This is a genomic window from Nostoc sp. PCC 7107, assembly GCF_000316625.1.
Taxonomy (GTDB): Bacteria; Cyanobacteriota; Cyanobacteriia; order Cyanobacteriales; family Nostocaceae; genus Nostoc_B.
This window is the reverse complement of sequence record NC_019676.1, coordinates 2,127,593-2,145,758: the sequence shown is the minus strand read 5'-3', so window position 1 is coordinate 2,145,758 and position 18,166 is coordinate 2,127,593. Positions and strand designations below refer to the sequence as shown.

13 protein-coding genes are annotated in these 18,166 nt (G+C 41.7%); 8 read left to right on the top strand and 5 right to left on the bottom strand.

The window, feature by feature from the left end; genetic code table 11:
* The first annotated feature begins 193 nt into the window (after positions 1 to 193).
* The 3 genes from pheT to NOS7107_RS09240 all read left to right on the top strand — a co-directional run bounded on the left by pheT (position 194) and on the right by NOS7107_RS09240 (position 3,636).
* Complete coding sequence (gene pheT, locus NOS7107_RS09250) at positions 194 to 2,629, top strand: phenylalanine--tRNA ligase subunit beta (protein ID WP_015112714.1); 2,436 nt, start codon at positions 194 to 196, stop codon at positions 2,627 to 2,629.
* Positions 2,630 to 2,709: 80 nt separating this feature from the next.
* On the top strand, positions 2,710 to 2,979 hold the full coding sequence (locus NOS7107_RS09245; protein WP_015112713.1) for a YciI family protein: 270 nt from the start codon (positions 2,710 to 2,712) through the stop codon (positions 2,977 to 2,979).
* 231 nt (positions 2,980 to 3,210) lie between these two features.
* A complete protein-coding gene (locus NOS7107_RS09240; RefSeq protein WP_015112712.1) occupies positions 3,211 to 3,636 on the top strand; it encodes a hypothetical protein in 426 nt (141 codons plus the stop codon).
* 579 nt (positions 3,637 to 4,215) lie between these two features.
* Here NOS7107_RS09240 and NOS7107_RS09235 read toward each other — a convergent pair.
* On the bottom strand, positions 4,216 to 4,881 hold the full coding sequence (locus NOS7107_RS09235) for a phytochelatin synthase family protein (protein WP_015112711.1): 666 nt from the start codon (positions 4,879 to 4,881) through the stop codon (positions 4,216 to 4,218).
* A gap of 484 nt (positions 4,882 to 5,365) precedes the next feature.
* Between NOS7107_RS09235 and NOS7107_RS09230 the strand changes: the two genes are divergently transcribed.
* The 4 genes from NOS7107_RS09230 (at position 5,366) to trxA (ending at position 11,887) form a co-directional block, all read left to right on the top strand.
* Complete coding sequence (locus NOS7107_RS09230) at positions 5,366 to 6,349, top strand: YegS/Rv2252/BmrU family lipid kinase (protein ID WP_015112710.1); 984 nt, start codon at positions 5,366 to 5,368, stop codon at positions 6,347 to 6,349.
* Positions 6,350 to 6,364: 15 nt separating this feature from the next.
* Positions 6,365 to 7,915, top strand: a complete 1,551-nt coding sequence (locus NOS7107_RS09225; RefSeq protein WP_015112709.1) for a metallophosphoesterase — start codon at positions 6,365 to 6,367, stop codon at positions 7,913 to 7,915.
* Positions 7,916 to 8,228: 313 nt separating this feature from the next.
* Positions 8,229 to 11,354, top strand: a complete 3,126-nt coding sequence (locus NOS7107_RS09220) for a hypothetical protein (RefSeq protein WP_015112708.1) — start codon at positions 8,229 to 8,231, stop codon at positions 11,352 to 11,354.
* 200 nt (positions 11,355 to 11,554) lie between these two features.
* Positions 11,555 to 11,887 carry a thioredoxin gene (gene trxA / locus NOS7107_RS09215; protein WP_015112707.1) on the top strand — a complete coding sequence of 111 codons (333 nt, stop codon included), beginning with the start codon at positions 11,555 to 11,557 and terminating at the stop codon, positions 11,885 to 11,887.
* Here the strand turns inward: trxA and NOS7107_RS09210 are convergent, their stop codons facing one another.
* The 4 genes from NOS7107_RS09210 to NOS7107_RS09195 form a co-directional block, all read right to left on the bottom strand.
* A complete protein-coding gene (locus NOS7107_RS09210) occupies positions 11,888 to 12,604 on the bottom strand; it encodes a leucine-rich repeat domain-containing protein (protein WP_015112706.1) in 717 nt (238 codons plus the stop codon). It abuts the gene before it with no gap.
* Between the two features lie 485 nt (positions 12,605 to 13,089).
* A complete protein-coding gene (locus tag NOS7107_RS09205) occupies positions 13,090 to 13,512 on the bottom strand; it encodes a type II toxin-antitoxin system VapC family toxin (protein WP_015112705.1) in 423 nt (140 codons plus the stop codon).
* Positions 13,509 to 13,748 carry a DUF2281 domain-containing protein gene (locus NOS7107_RS09200; RefSeq protein ID WP_015112704.1) on the bottom strand — a complete coding sequence of 80 codons (240 nt, stop codon included), beginning with the start codon at positions 13,746 to 13,748 and terminating at the stop codon, positions 13,509 to 13,511. Before NOS7107_RS09200 ends, NOS7107_RS09205 begins: the two co-directional genes overlap by 4 nt.
* Before the next feature lie 77 nt (positions 13,749 to 13,825).
* Positions 13,826 to 14,170 carry a hypothetical protein gene (locus tag NOS7107_RS09195; RefSeq protein WP_015112703.1) on the bottom strand — a complete coding sequence of 115 codons (345 nt, stop codon included), beginning with the start codon at positions 14,168 to 14,170 and terminating at the stop codon, positions 13,826 to 13,828.
* 301 nt (positions 14,171 to 14,471) lie between these two features.
* On the opposite strand from NOS7107_RS09195, the gene metH reads away from it, so the two are divergent.
* Positions 14,472 to 18,035, top strand: a complete 3,564-nt coding sequence (metH, locus tag NOS7107_RS09190; RefSeq protein WP_015112702.1) for a methionine synthase — start codon at positions 14,472 to 14,474, stop codon at positions 18,033 to 18,035.
* The last annotated feature ends 131 nt before the right edge of the window (positions 18,036 to 18,166 follow it).

Genomic DNA, 18,166 nt, shown 5'->3' with positions numbered 1-18,166 from the left:
TTTGACGGGGATTGATCAAGTGCGATCGCTCCCAGTGTTAATCAAAGAGACTTTTGAAGTGCAACGTAGTAGGATCATTCAAGTGAATGGGTCAGCTTGATGCAGTTGATTAGCAATGCCTAACAGCAAGCCTCTACGCCATCAGACACCCTAAAATTGAAGCAAAAGACGATTCCTAAAACAAGCACATTCCATGCGTATTTCTCTCAACTGGCTGCGGGAACTAGTAGAAGTCAAACTAAGCCCAGAAGAATTAGCTCATACCCTGACAATGGCGGGGTTTGAGGTAGAAGATATTGAAGACCGCCGCACTTGGGCAAATGGCGTTGTTGTGGGGAGAGTGCTTGAGCGTCAACCCCACCCCAACGCTGATAAATTAAGTGTGTGTCAAGTCGATGTTGGTGCGGCGGAGACTTTAAATATTGTCTGCGGTGCAGCTAATGTCCGCGCAGATATTTATGTCCCAGTCGCCACCGTTGGTACTTATTTACCGAACATCGATTTAAAAATTAAACCGGCAAAACTGCGCGGTGTTCCTTCTCAAGGCATGATTTGTTCTTTAAAGGAACTGGGTTTGCCGAATGATGTGGATGGAATTCATATTTTTACCGGGGAAAATCTACCTGTGGGTAGTGATGTCCGCCCCTTACTTGGTTTGAATGATGTAATTTTAGATGTGACTGCGACTGCTAACCGTGCTGATGCTTTGAGTATGGTAGGTATAGCGCGGGAAGTTGCTGCACTGACTGGTGGTAAATTGAGTATTCCTCAACCTGGAGAAGTTGTAGTCACGCAAAATTCAGGTAAATTAGGTTTAAAAATTGGCGATACCCAAGCTTGCCCTGCATACATTGGTACAGTCATTGAACAGGTGAAAATTGCCCCGTCACCTGAGTGGTTGCAACAGCGGTTACGGGCTGCGGGTGTGCGTCCAATTAGTAATGTGGTTGATATTACTAACTATGTCTTGTTGGAATGGGGACAACCACTCCACGCCTTTGATAAAGACAGGTTACAAACTGTTGCTGGTAATGGCAATTTAAATATTGGTGTGCGGTTTGCTAATCAAGGGGAATCCTTGAAAACCTTAGATGGGCAAACTCGCACTTTAACAACCCAGAATTTGTTAATTACCGCTAATGACAAACCTGTGGCTTTAGCCGGAGTTATGGGGGGAGAAGAAACGGAAGTCTATGAGGGTTCGCAAAACTTAGTTTTAGAAGCAGCTTTATTTGATTCCGTCGCTATTCGCCGTTCTTCTCGCAGTGTGGGGTTACGCAGTGAAGCGTCCGGGAGATATGAACGAGGAGTAAATCGGGCGGAATTAGAAATTGCTTGTCGCCGTGCTTTAGCTTTAATTAACGAATTAGCTAACGGTGTAATTGTTCACCAAGAAATTGCTGATACCCGTCCTGACCCGGCGACTTGGAGTCGTTTTATTGCACTGCGGTTAGATAGAGTTAATGAAGTGTTAGGGCCTGTGGATTTAGGTGAAGACACAGGCGAATTACAAGCAAATGATGTTGTCAGAATTTTAACTGCCTTGGGATGTCAGCTAACACCAACCGAAGAACGGACTTGGAATGTGGCTGTTCCTCCCTATCGTTACCGTGACTTAGAACGAGAAATTGACTTAATTGAAGAAATTGCTCGTCTTTACGGCTATGATCATTTTTGCGATACATTGCCCCAAAAAGCAGAAGCTGGCTATTTGCCAATAGACCAGGAATTGGTGCGGAAATTGCGTGCTTCCTTCAGGGCAGAAGGTTTGACAGAATTAATCCAGTATTCTTTAGTCAAACCAGGGAGCGATCGCCAGATAGTATTAAGTAATCCCTTATTCGCTGAATATTCGGCATTACGCACCGATTTAATTTCTGGGTTGATTGATGCTTTTCAATACAACTTAGAACAAGGTAACGGTTCTCTCAACGGCTTTGAAATCGGGCGCATTTTCCAGCAAGAAGAAGATGGCTTGCGCGAAGCAGATGCGATCGCTGGTATTTTAGGAGGAGACAGAAACCTCGGCAAATGGTCAAAAGGTGGACGGGAACAAGCCATGACTTGGTTTGAAGCCAAAGGCATTCTCGAAAGTGTGTTTCAGCAATTCGGACTTCAAGTAGAATATCAACCAGATTGCCGTGATGAGCGTTTACATCCTGGACGCACCGCGTCTCTGTGGATAGGCGGGAACCGACTGGGTGTATTTGGTCAACTGCATCCCCAACTACGCCGCGAAAAAGATTTACCTGATTCTGTGTATCTGTTCCAATTAGATTTAGATGCGCTGTTGGATGCTTTGGATCAAGATGAAATTCTGATTCCCACATTCAAATCTTATTCTACTTACCCAGCCAGCGATCGCGATATCGCCTTTTTCGCCCCTGTAAAAATTTCTGTGGGAGAACTTGAAAAAGCCATTACTAAAGCGGGTAAAGGTTTGCTGGAATCTGTGGAAATCTTTGATGAATATCGCGGTGAAAATGTCCCTCAAGGACAACGAAGTTTAGCATTTCGTTTAGTATATCGGGCCAGCGATCGCACTCTTACCGATGCCGAAGTCGAACCTGTACACAACAAAGTTCGTGAGGCTTTAGTAGAAAAATTCGGCGTTAACCTGAGAAGTTAAACATCAACAGTGATGAGTTGATTTATAGCTCATCACTCCCTACTATTCATTGTGAAATTTGCATTTTTAATTAATTAGCTATGACCAAATACATCCTCTGGGGTACTTACTGCGACAACGTTCTCGAAAAACGCGCTCCTTACCGTCAAGCTCATTTAGATGGTTTAGCCAAACAAAAAGAATCTGGTGTGTTAATTACCATCGGCCCAACCAAAGATGTCACCAAAGTTTTTGGGATTTACGAAGCTGAAGATGAAGCTGCTGTCCGCCAATTAATTGAAAGTGATCCCTATTGGCAAAATGGGATTTGGACAGAATACTCTATCAAAGAGTGGATTCAAGCTGTTTAACTTAGCAAACTTAGGAGCCAAAATTTAGGAAGATCAATTCACTGCCGTAAATTCTCAGCACAAGTTAAAATTACTAACTTTTAGTAGAGGTAATGAGTCTTGTACGTATGTAATTATCAAAATATGCTAATCAGCGATAATGTTGCTGTTGTCTAGAATAAACAAGTGTTAGCGATCGCGCTTAATATTTAATTGTTCACCAATCGTTTGATTTTTGAGAGGGTACTACCCATGCAACACATCCTAAAACGCGTATTTCTACCTGGTTTGATGGCTGCTAGTTTAACCAGCATCAACTTAATTCCGGCTCAACCTGCTGCCGCTGATGACCGAGTTCTGAATAATGCGGCAATTGGCGCTGGTGCTAGTGCATTAACAGGAGCATTAACAGGTTGCGGTTCTTTCTTAAATAATGCGGCTACTGGTGCGGCGGCTGGTGCGGCTGTTAATGGTGCTAATGGTTTAAGAACCAGAAGCGACAGAAGAGTTAACGGACGTAATATCATCCGAGATGCTGGCGTAGGTGCTGGTGCTGGTGTCGTCGCAGGTGCAGTTACTGGCGGCTGTAGAAATACCTTGAAAAATGGTCTTAATGGTGCGGCGGCTGGTGCGGCTGTGCATATTTTAGATCGCAGACCTGCCAAAAGAAGAAGATAATTTATGATGGATAATTCGTAATTTTTTCCCTAAACACGAATTATCTATTGTGGATTATGGCAACGGAAAGAGTCTGAGAACAAAATAGATTATTTGTAGGGGTGCAGATGTTTGCATCCCTACTTTGTTTGTTAGATTGTTTATGATTTTTCAAAAAGACTATACGATTTTGGATGAGAAAACAGTTTTTAAGGGGGGTTGGAGGGATATCAAAATACTAAAACGTTAACGAACCGTATTGCTTTGACTGCTGTATATAGGACTTACACAAAAATAACGTAACTCCGTCATTACGTAGGCGTTAGCCTTCCCGTAGGGTACGATAGCGAAGTAATCCCCCTGACCCTGGGATTGCTTCCCTACACTTCGTTCCGGTCGCAATGACATTATCGGCGTTGCGTAAATCCTAATATAAATTTAACCTTGTTGTTAGCAGCAGAATATCAAGAAACGTAAGTTTAAATTGTACGTTCACCATAACGTAAACCTTAATGAATATTAACTTGATCAATAACTTCTTAGGACAGTTAAGACAATGATGAGTCTTTGTTGAAAATTTTAGAATGACTGCATCAACGCTTAACTGTTTTCTGCATGGAGAGCATTTAAAGCAAGTTCTGCTGGATGAGCTACGCCGTTACTCGCAAGATTTAGTTTTTCTAATCTGCGAAGTATAATCATCCCACGGGAACGATTGGAGGAAGAATCTTTATCTACACAAGCAGCATACATCCGTTGAATGGGACATTTCCAAAAGCGTGTATATCGCTTGGGATTTGTATCGGCAATTGTGACTTCTTGAGTTTTCGAGTCATAATCTGCTAGTAAGGAAAAGTGACCACCTTCTAAACTAGGATTTTCATGAGCAATCCGAGTATTGAAGTTGAGAATATGAACATCATTTTCATTACAAACCGCAGCTTCTACTTCGCGGGTGAAGGCTTCAAGGGTGATACTCGGTTTATCAAAATGATCCATCTGAATTGACAAAGGTAATCCCTTTCTTTCTATGTAAATTTTACAGGTGTCATAGGTTTCTGCTAAAGTCATGCCATCATCTAACACAGATGCAATTGGCAGTTGAGTAACATAGAAAATCTCATCAACAGTTGTCAGATATCCTAACGCTGTAAAAGCATAAGCGATCGCAGTCACATTACAACAGTAAATAGGTTGTTGAAACTGGTGTAGTTGAATGATTTCTAAATCGCGTTTAGAAATTTGACCGATGTTATCAATATCCATTTATTTTTACTTTATTCACTATCCCTGAATTTGGCAGGGTTTTTCATATTAATAAATTTTCTGAGAATTTTGGCTAATAGACAAGGACAGTTAAGACATTTAAGCAGAAAAATAGGGACAGTTAAGATATTTAAGGAAAATCAAGTATTTATTCTGTATAATCAGGAACTTATCAATTAGGTTGGGTTCTCTGTAAATACGTTTAATCAACAATGTTAATGTATCGGCTCACATTGTGAATGTATTGGCTCACATTGTGAATGTATTGGCTCACATTGTGAATGTATTGGCTCACATTGTGAATGTATTGGCTTACATTGTGAATGTATCGTTTAAAACAAGCAACGGAACAATGCAGACTAATTTCAACTAGATTGAGATTAAGATTTACTCACAAACCTATCGTTAGAAAGAAGTCAAAATTTTTGAGGAATGATAGGAATATTCTGGTATGTTAGCGATCGCTGCTTAAAATTAAACTTTTATGAATCGTTCCGCCTGCCTCATCTTTAATCCAGTTGCGGGTCAAGGCAACCCAGAACAAGAACTGCTAGAGATTCGCTCATTATTAGAACCCACTATTGACTTAGATATTCATTTCACCACAGAAGAAGTCGATGCTGATCAACTGGCTAATGCCGCAGTTCAGCGAGGAGTTAATGAGATTATTGCTTCTGGGGGTGATGGGACACTCTCAGCAGCAGCAACGGCTGTAATTAATACGAATATCTCTTTCGGCATTATTTCGCGGGGGACAGCCAATGCTTTTGCTACAGCCTTGGGAATTCCCGACACCATTGATGCAGCTTGTCAAACAATTTTACAAGGGGTAACTCGTGATATAGATGTAGCTTATTGTAACGATCGCCCATTGATATTACTAGCTGGTATTGGCTTTGAAGCGGAAACAGTCGAAAAAGCTAACCGCGAAGCCAAAAACCGCTTTGGGATTATTGCTTACATCTTAGCTGGCATTCAACAGCTACGAGAATTACAGAGTTTTGATGTAGAAATTGAAACAGACGAAAAAATTATCAAAACCACAGCCGCCGCTGTCACCGTAGCCAATGCAGCACCACCAACATCAGTTTTAGCACAAGGGCCAGCGGGAATTATTTATAATGATGGCTTATTGGATGTAACAATTGTTGCTCCTGTAAGTAAAGCAGGTGCGATCGCCGCAACATATCATTTATTTCAAAGTGCGTCGGCGGGTAATGCGGCTGAACGGGATGATATTGGTTATCTCCGCGCTAACCATTTTAAAATCACCACTGACCCAGTACAAAAAGTTGTCTTGGATGGTGAACTTGTAGGGACAACACCAATAGAAGTTAAATGTGTTCCCGCAGGCTTAAAAGTGTTTGTCCCAACAGTGGAAGAAGCTGAACTCGCTGAAAAACTCGAAGGATTGCCAAATTTAGTAATTGAGTTGAAAAATCCTCCAGCAGGAGAAACGGCAGAGTAAAAGGAGTAAAATGTTTTGAAGCTAGTTTCTGATCCAGCGATCGCTAAAAAAATTCAAAAGATGAACCAGCGTGTCCGCTGGGAAGATCCGTTAATTAAAAGGCGCAATATTGACCAAACAAAACTGGTACTAGAAGATGGTCAAGCTAATGACACGGAATTTTCGTTTTTGGTAGTAGGAGATAGTGGTTCCGGGAGACATGGCGGACAAAATCCTCAAAGACGAGTAGCAGAACTGGCATTACCTCATTTAGATGATTGCCGTTTTATGCTGCATACAGGCGATGTTATTTATTTAGTCGGTTCGAGTGAGTATTATCAGCAAAACTTCATTCAGCCTTACAAAGAATATCTTGTCGGCGGTGAGCATCCCAAAAAGATTGCTTACGATAATATGACTTTCCGTGTACCGATTCTCCCTGTACCCGGAAATCATGATTATTATGATTTGCCAATTGTCTTTAACTTGTTATCAATTACAACATTACCAATTCGGCGGTTATTGCGATCGCGCCTGGATATGGATGTTGGTTTACATGGGTCAAAAACAGGCGATGCTTATGCTAAAGCATTTCTTGATTATCTCAACGCATTTAAGTTTCCTGGCGATTTAGACCGACATTTAGACACACACTACACAGTCAAAACAGACACAGGTCTTTGTTTAGCTTACCAACCCGGACAGTTTACGCGATTGCCCAATCGTTATTACACTTTTCGTTATGGTGGGATTGACTTTTTTGCTTTAGATTCCAATACATTCAACAATCCGCCACCACTACCAGAAACCCCTGAAGGCGACGCAGAACGCATCATTTTAGAACAACGCCGCCAAAACTTTGAACAAGAAAAACAGCAAATCTTAGACAAATCCAGCCAGTTAAATCCTGATAACCCCAACGAAGCCGAATATTTAGATGACTTATACGTTAAGCTGTCGCAAATTGAAGAACTGATTGTTGATATTGACAAACAATTAGCACCGCAACAAACAGCCGACACCGATATCGAACAGTTGGAATGGCTGAAACAAAGATTAATTGCATCTTGGCATAACTCCCAAGTGCGGGGACGCGTGGTTTATTTCCATCATCCTCCCTACGTTACCGAAGCGACCAAATGGGAACAAGGACAAACATTAGCAATTCGCACTCGCTTGCGTGAAGTATTTAATGCAGTAGCAGAAGCCGTGGGTGATTTGCCTCAAGACCGTGCTGTAGTAGATTTAGTCTTAAATGGTCATGCTCATTGCCTAGAATATCTGCAAACATATAATACTGGACACGCAGATTCGGCGATGAACTGGATTGTATGTGGTGGAAGTGGCTTTAGTTTGCGCCGACAACGAACAGAAGGCGCTGATTTAGTTGAGAGAGATAAATTAATTGCGCGATCGCATTTATTTGTAGGTCGCAACGGTCACGGTTCAGCAAAACGCCGTCCTTACTCATGTTTGCGAATTGATGTCACAGGCGAAAATCATCCTCGATTTATTGTCCGCCCTTTAGTTGCTGAATGGTATCAACAAGAATGGCATAATTATCAAATAGAACCTTTTGTGATTTGATAATTAATTAACCGTAGATAGACTTAGATAAAGCATGAATGTCTCACGCATTCGGTGAAACCGTTCTCGAAGAGTAGGCGCAAAGGCGCAAAGAGTAAGAGTTTTACATTTGAGTCTCTGAGATTAGAACTCTTCATTCAGTGACTTTCTTCTCTTCCTTGGCGCACTTGGCGTATTTGGCGGTTTGTTTAAAAACTTTCTAAGCTACGACTTTCGGAAACATACTTTACCCCCTAAGAAAGTGTCAGCTAAAGAATTTAGTAATTAGCGTAGAAAGTAATTGAAATTAACTGAGCATGAGTGAGAAAATACTATGCTTCAAATTGTCGATAATTCTTTAGGGTTACATTGGCTGGGTAATGGATTAGTAGCCATAACCAGAGTCCAAGAACTACTAACTCCAGAACAAGCTTCACTTGTTTTTTCTGGGCCTAAATTTCTAGTTTCATTAGTGGCTGGTGTCTTAATGGCATTCGCCTTTCAACTATTACTAACTAACTTTGCAGTTGCTTTCAGAATTTCTGCAACGGGAGATGATTCATCTTCTAGCGATGATGATGAAAGTTTAGGGACTACAATTCGCAAAATAGAAAATAAAGTTGGATTTTTGGCATTAATTAGCGTTACTATTGCATTATTTATTGCTTGTTTTTTAGCAGTAAAACTCAGCTTAATTGAGAGTGCATTCTTAGGCGCAATTATTGGTATAGTCATCTGGTCTGCTTACTTTTCAATCATAGTTTGGTTTGGTTCCTCAACAGTCGGTTCCTTAATTGGTTCAGTTGCGAATACGGCTAACGCTGGTTTGCAAGCCTTAATGGGGACTGCAACTAGCGCGTTGGGTGCAAACTTAGCACAAAAACAGATGGTTTCTACAGCGGAAGATATTACAGCCGCAGTGAGAAAAGAATTAACATCTGGCTTTGATGTTGACAGTATTCAAAATACGCTGCAAACTTCATTAAGTACTTTGCCAAAACCGCAACTAGATTTCAACGATATTCGTAGCCAATTTGATAAAATTTTTAGTGATATAGATTGGAAGTCTATACCTGATGGTGATTTAACGCAAAATTTCAATCGTCAAACCTTTGTCGATTTAATTAGCGATCGCACAAATTTTTCTCAAGCGGATATCAATAAAATTGCTGACCAATTAGAAGCAGCTTGGAAACAAACTGTAACTCGACGCAATCCTGCACAGCAAGTAATTGACTTACTCACATCAGCAAGTCCCGAAGAATTGCAATCAGATAAATTAGGCGATCGCTTGCAAGAATTGGTAACTGTTGGCGGTAACGGTAACGGTAGCAATGGCGGTATGAAGCAAGCCATTCAATCTGGTTTAACTGCTGCTTTACCAATAGTTTTAGAAAGAGTAAATACTTCTAATCTAGATGTGAATAAAATCACCAATCAGTTGCAAAAACTGAAAGATAAAGTTCAAGATTTAGATATTGAGGATATTACTCACCAATTGCAAGAGACTATTGCAAAAACTACCAAAACCGGAGATAATTCATCAAACTCTAATTACCGTCAAGATATAGAAGCTTACATTCAAAACTCTTTACCTTGGCACTTTAACCGCATCACCATTAAAGATGAATTCCGCGATGTCATCTATGACCCGCAAGCAGATGCGGCAACTATGCGCCGTGAATTAGAAGGATTTAGCCAAGAAGATTTTGCTAATTTGCTAATTCGCCGCAGTGATATTAGCGAAGCCAGAGTTAAAGAAATCGCTCAACAGATGGAAGAAATTCGCCAAGAAGTTTTAGAAACTTTGCAACAGGCGGAAGCGAAAGATAAAGGTCAAGATTTACGGAACCGCATCGAAAATTATTTACGTTCGACTAGTAAAGAAGAACTGAATAATGAAGCTGTTGAACGAGATTTTACTAATTTACTCACAGAATTAAACACTGATGTTGCAGATTTAAATGAACGCTTACAGGGATTTGACCGCGATGTTTTGCAACAAGTCCTATTGCAGCGTCAAGACTTCAGTGAAGACGAAGTTAATAATCTGCTAAATCAGCTAGAAAGTGTGCAGTATTCTGTTTTAAATCAATTAGAAGAACAAGGAAAAAGCAAAACAGAAGAACTACGGCAAAAAGTAGAAGATTATCTCCGCAATACTAATAAGGAAAAACTCAATCCTGAAGGTATTAGCCGTGATTTCAGCACTTTACTTCAAGACCCCCAAGCGGGATTTAACTTGCTACGTCAGCGTTTATCTCAGTTTGACAGAGATAGTTTAGTTAAACTGCTGACTCAGCGTCAAGATTTAAATGAGGATGAAGTTAATCAAGTTCTTGATCAGCTAGAAGCAGCCAGAGATAATATCTTGCAAACGCCGCAAGCTGTAGCAGACAAAGCTAAAGAACAGTACACACAAACCACAACTAAAATTGCTGAATATCTTCGCAACACCAACTTAGAAGAACTCAACCCCGAAGGTATCCGCGAAGATTTAGAAAAATTGCTGGTTGATCCGAAAGAAGGAGTTTCTGCGATTCGCGATCGCTTATCTCAAGTTGACCGAGAAACTTTAGTTAAACTCGTGACTCAACGCGGTGATTTAAGCGAAGAACAAGTTCAAAAAATCATCGACCAAGCGCAAGATGCCATTCAAGATATTATCAAAGCACCGCGCCGCTTGGCAAAACGTACGGTTCAGCGAGTTGTCGATTTTGAAGCGAACCTAGAAGATTACCTGCGTAACGCCAATAAAGAAGAACTCAACCCCGACAGTATCAAACGCGATTTACAACTGTTGTTGCGCGACCCCCGCGCCGGAATTGGTCAATTAAGCGATCGCTTTTCGCAAGTTGACCGTTCCACAATTGTGGCGTTATTATCCCAACGTGATGATATTTCGGAAGAGGAAGTTAACCGTATTGCCGATCAAATAGTATCGGCGCGTGATTCGATAGTCAAACAATACCAGCAGATTCAGCAAGGAATTAAATCAGCCACCGATCAGGTAACAGGGAGAATTCGCAATTACCTCAACTCCTTAGATCGTCCTGAACTTAATTATGAAGAGATCAAGCATGATTTTGCCAAATTGTTTGATGACCCCCAAGCCGGATTTGCAGCCTTGCGCGATCGCCTGAGTCATTTTGACCGTGATACTTTAGTAGCGTTGATCAGTTCGCGGGAAGATATTTCTCAGGAAGATGCTAACCGCATTATCAACCAAATCGAAGCCGCCCGTGATAACGTCCTGCAACGCGCCGAACGCATTCAGCAAATCACCAAGGAACGTTTACACAGCATTAAACACCAAGCGAAAAAACAAGCCGAGGAAACGAAAAAAACCGTTGCTAACGCCGCTTGGTGGCTATTTGGGACAGCACTCACCTCACTTATCGCCAGTGCAATTGCAGGTGCGATCGCTGTAACAGGTTTAACTATCTCAGCTATTGGCTAGTTTCTGATTAGTTATAAATTATTGCTTGTGACCACAAGCTGATAGCCATTACCCAACAGTTACCAAAATTACGTCTGGGCGATGGCTTTTTCAATTGCCACTATTACTGATGAGCAGGAAAAATAAAGTAAAAATTTTACTATATACTCTGTATAGTTACTTAGTTATTGAATTTTAGTTTGAGATTGAGGAATTTAAAAATGTCTACCGAAGCTCATATAGTGGATGCTATTCAAGAAAGTGAATTTAATACACTTTTAACTCAAGAAAAAATTCTAGTTGTTGATTTTACTGCTACTTGGTGCGGCCCATGTCGCCTCATCAGTCCGTTGATGGAACAACTTGCAGAGGAATACAAAGGACGCGCCAAAGTCGTTAAAGTAGACGTAGATAACAACAAACCACTATTCAAACAATATGGTCTCCGCAGCATTCCCGCTGTTTTAATCTTCAAAGATGGTGATTTAGTTGAAAAAATTGTTGGGGTTTCACCTTACGAACAGTTCAGCGGCGCGGTGGAAAAGCTTCTTTAACTATGGTGAGCTTAAGGGGTTGTGAGAGAAGTCTAACTCTGTCAAGTTGGAAAGTTGACAGAGTTCTGGTGGCAGAGTGCTGAGTTGATTTCCATTCAGGTACAGTTCCGTCAAGTTGGAAAGTTGACGGATTTCTGATGGTAAGTGGCTCAGTTGATTGTTAGAGAGGTCTAACAACTTCAAGTTGGAGAGCTGACAGAGTTCTGGTGGCAGACTACTGAGTTGATTTCCATTCAGGTACAGTTCTGTCAAGTTGGAAAGTTGACAGATTTCTGATGGCAGACTACTGAGTTGATTATTAGAGAGATACAACGCTGTTAAGTTAGAAAGTTGGCAGATTTCTGGTGGTAGGCTGCTCAGTTGATTGTTATGGAAGTACAGCCCCATCAAGTTGGAGATTTGACAAATTTCTAGCGGCAGACTACTGAGTTGATTTCCATTTAAGTATAGTTCCGTCAAGTTGGAAAGTTGACAGATTTCTGGCGGCAAACTACTGAGTTGATTGTCAGAGAGAAACAAATCCGTCAAATTTGAGAGTTGGCAAATTTCTGGCGGTAAACTACTGAGTTGATTGTTATCGAGGTACAGTACCTTCAAGTTGGAGAGTTGGCAAATTTCTGGCGGCAAACTGCTGAGTTGATGATTAGAGAGATCTAACTCTGTTAGCTTGTCCTTGGCAGCTTGTTCAATAATTTGCAACAGTTCTTCGTCTGTCACCTGCAAACCCCACTTCTACTCTGTAGCTATATTTACCAGAATAGTGTAACAGTGTGGAAGTGGGGAGTAGGGAGTGGAGAGTAGGGAATGGTGTAGTTAAAGTCATTTAGATTAGAATCTCAACGAGTATTCAAGGCTTGCTCACCAAGTTCAAATACTGGTTAATGAGAATAAAAGACTCATCGGCGAGTATCAAAGGTTCGACTGTGAGTATTAAAGACTCGCTCACGAGTATCAAACACTCGTGAGCGAATAGTAAAGACTCATCCACGAATATCAAACACTCACTCATGAGTATCAAAGACTCTTGCGCGAGTATTAAACACTCGTTCATGAGTATCAAAGACTCATTTACGAATATCAAATACTCACGAGCGAATATCAAACACTCACTTATGAGTATTAAACATTCTTCCGCATTTGCTTATTCTGCTTGTAAAAAAACATTCTTCTGAACTTTAAGCACATTAGCTTACCCAGCTTGCTCACGCATCTTCTGGCATAATTACAGAAATCAATTGATTACGATTCTTGCGATAAATTCTAAAATCGCTATCAAATGTGAGCAATTCACTTTTAGGATAAAGTTGTGTCATCCTCACCAAACAAGCATCTGCTAACGACATTGGCACAGACTGATATTGCCGTAGTAATTCTTTAATCTCTGCTGCTGACTCACTTAAATGTATGGGAATTAAAATGTTTCCGGTACTTAGTAAAGACATCACCGCTTCTTGACCACCGTAGATATTTCGCAACAAAAAACAAGTCTCAACAATTACAGCTTCACAAGTAAGTAATGGTTGCTCAATTGTCGCTAAGGTATTGATTACCCAGTCATGAAGATGCTCTCTGCGATTAATAAAAGCTACTAATGGCCCAGTATCGATGATGACTTGGTGCTTCATTCACTCCCTAAACCTTCAAGATATTGTTTGTTTGTAGCTAAATCACCAGGGCCACCGTCAACACAACCAGCAAGTTGTTGAGCAGCACTCAAAAATGAAATAGGTTCCTGATGTTCTTGGTTTGTATTTTGTCCTGCTATCTTATTTTGCAGAAACTCAATAAAATCCAAAACCTCTTGTTGCTGTTGTGGCGGGAGCGATCGCATTTTTTCAGTAGCAGTTTGTATAATGCTCAAGGCAACCTCCAGAAGTTATCCATCTTTTTTGAAAATGAAGGAGAAAAGCCAGCACAACCACACAGTTGTGCTTAAGCTTAATCTGTATTCTCAATTAACTTGAAACCCCAAGGTCTTAAAGCGGCGATCGCAATTTCCAGATCTACCCCTTCATAAGCCTCCCATTCATAAGGGTGATCTTTTGGGTGTCCATCACCGACATTACCTGCAACTTTAACTACCGGAAAATTCGCCACGCGATCGCGTTCTAAGCGTTTTGGCACTACAAGCCGAATTTTATGGCCAATAAACTTCGTTGTACTGGCATTTGCTACAGATTCCCGGATTAAACAGATATCACCAGTCTTTCCCCAAGTAGTTTCATAGATGTAGAGAAAAGATATATAAGTAGCTGGTTTGATGGGTCTTTTTATAACTGACATTATCTGTAATCCTTACAAGATGCGTGAAAAATCATACAACTGCTGTCTATCACTAGCTACAGCCATTTTAATTTTAAAACTCTAATCAAAATAACGTTTATAGCGTTTTGCTAACAATCGTAGAGAAATCGTAAATCACACACAATATCTCCAACTTCTGTGAGAAGTCAGGGATCTGTGCCTTTCATGTGCAATTCAAGATTATAAGCGATCGCTCATTCTCCCTCACAATTATGGAAAATAATAGATTAAGTCGAGTATCACAAGACTCACTTGCTTTCCTCATTTCTTCTAGGAAAATATGACTCATCCTTTCCTTGAACGCCTGCGTAGTCCAGATAGCCCAGTTCTTGTCTTTGACGGGGCGATGGGTACTAACTTACAAACTCAAAATCTCACCGCTGAAGACTTCGGTGGCGCACAATACGAAGGTTGTAACGAATATCTAGTCCATACCAAACCCGAAGCTGTCGCTAAAGTACATCGTGACTTTCTCGCGGCTGGTGCGGATGTGATTGAAACCGATACTTTTGGCAGTACCTCAATTGTTTTGGCAGAATATGACTTGGCAGATCAAGCCTACTACCTCAGCAAAAAAGCCGCAGAACTCGCCAAAAGTGTCGCAGCCGAATTTTCCACACCAGAAAAACCCCGGTTTGTTGCAGGTTCCATCGGCCCGACAACCAAACTCCCCACCTTGGGACACATTGACTTTGATACGATGAAAGCGTCTTTTGCTGAACAAGCGGAAGCATTAATTGACGGTGGCGTAGATTTATTACTGGTTGAAACTTGCCAAGATGTGCTGCAAATCAAAGCCGCACTGAATGGAATTGAAGAAGCTTTTGCCAAAAAAGGCGATCGCCTACCTGTGATGGTTTCTGTGACAATGGAAAGCATGGGGACAATGCTGGTAGGTACAGAAATCAGTGCTGTTGTGACAATTTTGGCACCTTACAACATTGATATTCTCGGTTTAAACTGTGCCACAGGGCCAGATTTGATGAAACCACACATCAAGTATTTGGCAGAACATTCGCCGTTTGTGGTTTCTTGTATTCCCAACGCGGGTTTACCGGAGAACGTCGGCGGTCAAGCACACTACCGCTTGACACCGTTAGAATTACGGATGTCGTTGATGCACTTTGTTGAAGATTTGGGTGTCCAAGTGATCGGGGGTTGCTGTGGGACGCGTCCAGAACACATTCAACAATTGGCAGAAATCACCAAAGAGTTAAAGCCAAAAGTGCGACAGCCTAGCTTAGAACCTGCGGCGGCATCAATATATACGACTCAGCCTTACACTCAAGACAATTCTTTCTTAATTGTCGGAGAACGTCTCAACGCCAGCGGTTCTAAAAAGTGCCGTGATTTACTCAACGCCGAAGACTGGGACGGTTTGGTATCAATGGCAAGGGCGCAAGTGAAAGAAGGCGCACACATCCTCGATGTCAACGTTGATTATGTGGGACGTGACGGTGTGCGAGATATGCACGAACTCGTTTCGCGCATTGTGAATAATGTTACCCTGCCCTTAATGCTTGACTCCACCGAATGGGAAAAAATGGAGGCGGGGTTAAAAGTTGCTGGTGGTAAGTGTTTGCTGAACTCTACCAACTATGAAGACGGAGAATCGCGCTTTTTGAAAGTGCTGGAGTTGGCGAAAAAGTATGGTGCGGGTGTAGTCATTGGTACGATTGATGAAGAAGGCATGGCGCGGACAGCCGAGAGAAAATTCCAAATTGCCCAACGTGCCTATCGTCAAGCTGTAGAATATGGCATTCCCCCCACAGAAATATTCTTTGATACCTTAGCCCTACCAATTTCTACTGGGATTGAAGAAGACCGCGAAAACGGTAAAGCCACCATTGCAGCCATTCGCCGCATTCGCCAAGAATTACCCGGATGTCATGTAATTTTGGGTGTCTCAAATATTTCCTTTGGACTTTCCCCCGCATCCCGTATTGTTCTTAACTCGGTGTTTCTCCACGAAGCAATGGCGGCGGGAATGGATGCAGCAATTGTCAGCGCCAACAAAATCCTACCACTTTCTAAAATTGAACCTCAGCATCAAGAAATTTGCCGCCACTTAATTTATGATGAACGTAAATTTGAGGGGAATGTCTGCGTTTACGATCCTTTAGGAGAACTAACCACAGTCTTTGCCGGAGTCAGCGCCAAACGCGACAAAGGCGTTGACGAAAATCTCCCCATTGAGGAGATTCTCAAACGCCACATCATTGACGGCGAACGCATCGGGTTAGAAAAGCACCTGACAAAAGCCTTAGAAACATACAAACCACTGGAGATTATCAATACTTTCTTGCTAGATGGGATGAAAGTAGTAGGTGAATTGTTTGGTTCAGGACAAATGCAGTTACCCTTCGTTTTGCAGTCGGCGGAAACCATGAAAACGGCGGTAGCTTACTTAGAACCATTCATGGAAAAATCCGAGGCGGGTAATAATGCTAAAGGAACAATGATTATTGCCACAGTTAAAGGCGATGTGCATGACATTGGTAAAAACTTAGTGGACATTATCTTGTCAAACAACGGCTACAAGGTAATTAACCTGGGAATTAAGCAGCCAGTAGAAAACATCATCGAATCTTACAATCAAAATAAAGCTGATTGTATTGCCATGAGTGGTTTGTTGGTAAAATCTACTGCCTTCATGAAAGAAAACTTAGAGATATTCAACGAAAAAGGAATTACTGTCCCGGTAATTTTAGGCGGCGCGGCGTTAACTCCCAAGTTTGTTCATGATGATTGCCAAAAAGCCTATCAAGGTAAAGTCATTTATGGCAAAGATGCTTTTTCTGACTTGCATTTCATGGATAAATTAATGCCAGCCAAGGCTGCACATAATTGGGATGACTTGCAAGGATTTTTGGATGAAGTCGGTGATGAACCCGAAACTACTCAACATTCAACACTTATCACTCAGCATCCAGCACGGGCTGAACGCCCCGCTACCGCTCTAAGCGCAGCCATGCCCGCAGGGCTTTACAGCACTGAAATAGACACCCGCCGTTCCGAAGCCGTCGCGGTAGATATTGAACGTCCCACACCGCCATTTTGGGGAACGCAGTTATTACAACCGACTGATATTCCTTGGGAGGAAATATTCTGGCATTTGGATTTACAGGCTTTGGTTGCGGGACAATGGCAATACCGCAAACCCAAGGAACAATCCAAAGAAGAATATCAGGCTTTCTTGGCTGAGAAAGTCTACCCCATTTTAGAAACTTGGAAACAACGAATTATTGAGGAGAATTTATTACATCCTCAAGTAATTTACGGTTATTTTCCTTGTCAGGCTGAAGGGAATACGTTGTATGTTTACGAAACGAACAACTCAGCACAGGTAAAAGCCAGTTTTGAATTTCCGAGACAAAAGTCTTTAAGAAGGCTGTCCATTGCAGATTTCTTTGCACCGAAGGAGTCGGGGATAATTGATGTCTTCCCAATGCAGGCGGTAACTGTAGGGGAAATTGCGACAGAATTTGCCCAAAAGCTATTTGCAGATAATCAATATACAGATTATCTCTACTTCCACGGTTTAGCGGTGCAAGTAGCCGAGGCGCTGGCTGAGTGGACACACGCCAGAATTCGCCGCGAGTTAGGTTTTGTTGCTGAGGAACCTGATAATATTCGGGATATTTTAGCCCAACGCTATCGTGGCTCACGCTATAGTTTTGGTTATCCAGCTTGCCCGAATATTCAAGACCAGTACAAGCAACTGGATTTGTTAGAGACTGGCAGAATTAATCTGTATATGGATGAAAGTGAACAGCTTTATCCAGAACAGTCTACAACGGCGATTATTGCTTACCATCCAGTAGCGAAGTACTTCAGCGCATAACGTAACTAAGGGTGTAGGGGTTTAGGGGTGTCAGAGTGTAGGGGGAAGAAAATATTGGTTTTCTACCGTACTCCTTATACCTTTTATTCTCTGATATTCCTTATCCCTTACGCTCCCACACCCTTACACCC

What these genes read in the sequence shown, in the direction of transcription:
- trxA (WP_015112707.1), top strand. Translation starts at nt 11,555, where the DNA reads ATGTCTACCGAAGCTCATATAGTGGATGCTATTCAAGAAAGTGAATTT.
- NOS7107_RS09240 (WP_015112712.1), top strand. Translation starts at nt 3,211, where the DNA reads ATGCAACACATCCTAAAACGCGTATTTCTACCTGGTTTGATGGCTGCT.
- NOS7107_RS09245 (WP_015112713.1), top strand. Translation starts at nt 2,710, where the DNA reads ATGACCAAATACATCCTCTGGGGTACTTACTGCGACAACGTTCTCGAA.
- pheT (WP_015112714.1), top strand. Translation starts at nt 194, where the DNA reads ATGCGTATTTCTCTCAACTGGCTGCGGGAACTAGTAGAAGTCAAACTA.
- NOS7107_RS09235 (WP_015112711.1), bottom strand. Translation starts at nt 4,881, where the DNA reads ATGGATATTGATAACATCGGTCAAATTTCTAAACGCGATTTAGAAATC.
- NOS7107_RS09205 (WP_015112705.1), bottom strand. Translation starts at nt 13,512, where the DNA reads ATGAAGCACCAAGTCATCATCGATACTGGGCCATTAGTAGCTTTTATT.
- NOS7107_RS09220 (WP_015112708.1), top strand. Translation starts at nt 8,229, where the DNA reads ATGCTTCAAATTGTCGATAATTCTTTAGGGTTACATTGGCTGGGTAAT.
- metH (WP_015112702.1), top strand. Translation starts at nt 14,472, where the DNA reads ATGACTCATCCTTTCCTTGAACGCCTGCGTAGTCCAGATAGCCCAGTT.
- NOS7107_RS09230 (WP_015112710.1), top strand. Translation starts at nt 5,366, where the DNA reads ATGAATCGTTCCGCCTGCCTCATCTTTAATCCAGTTGCGGGTCAAGGC.
- NOS7107_RS09195 (WP_015112703.1), bottom strand. Translation starts at nt 14,170, where the DNA reads ATGTCAGTTATAAAAAGACCCATCAAACCAGCTACTTATATATCTTTT.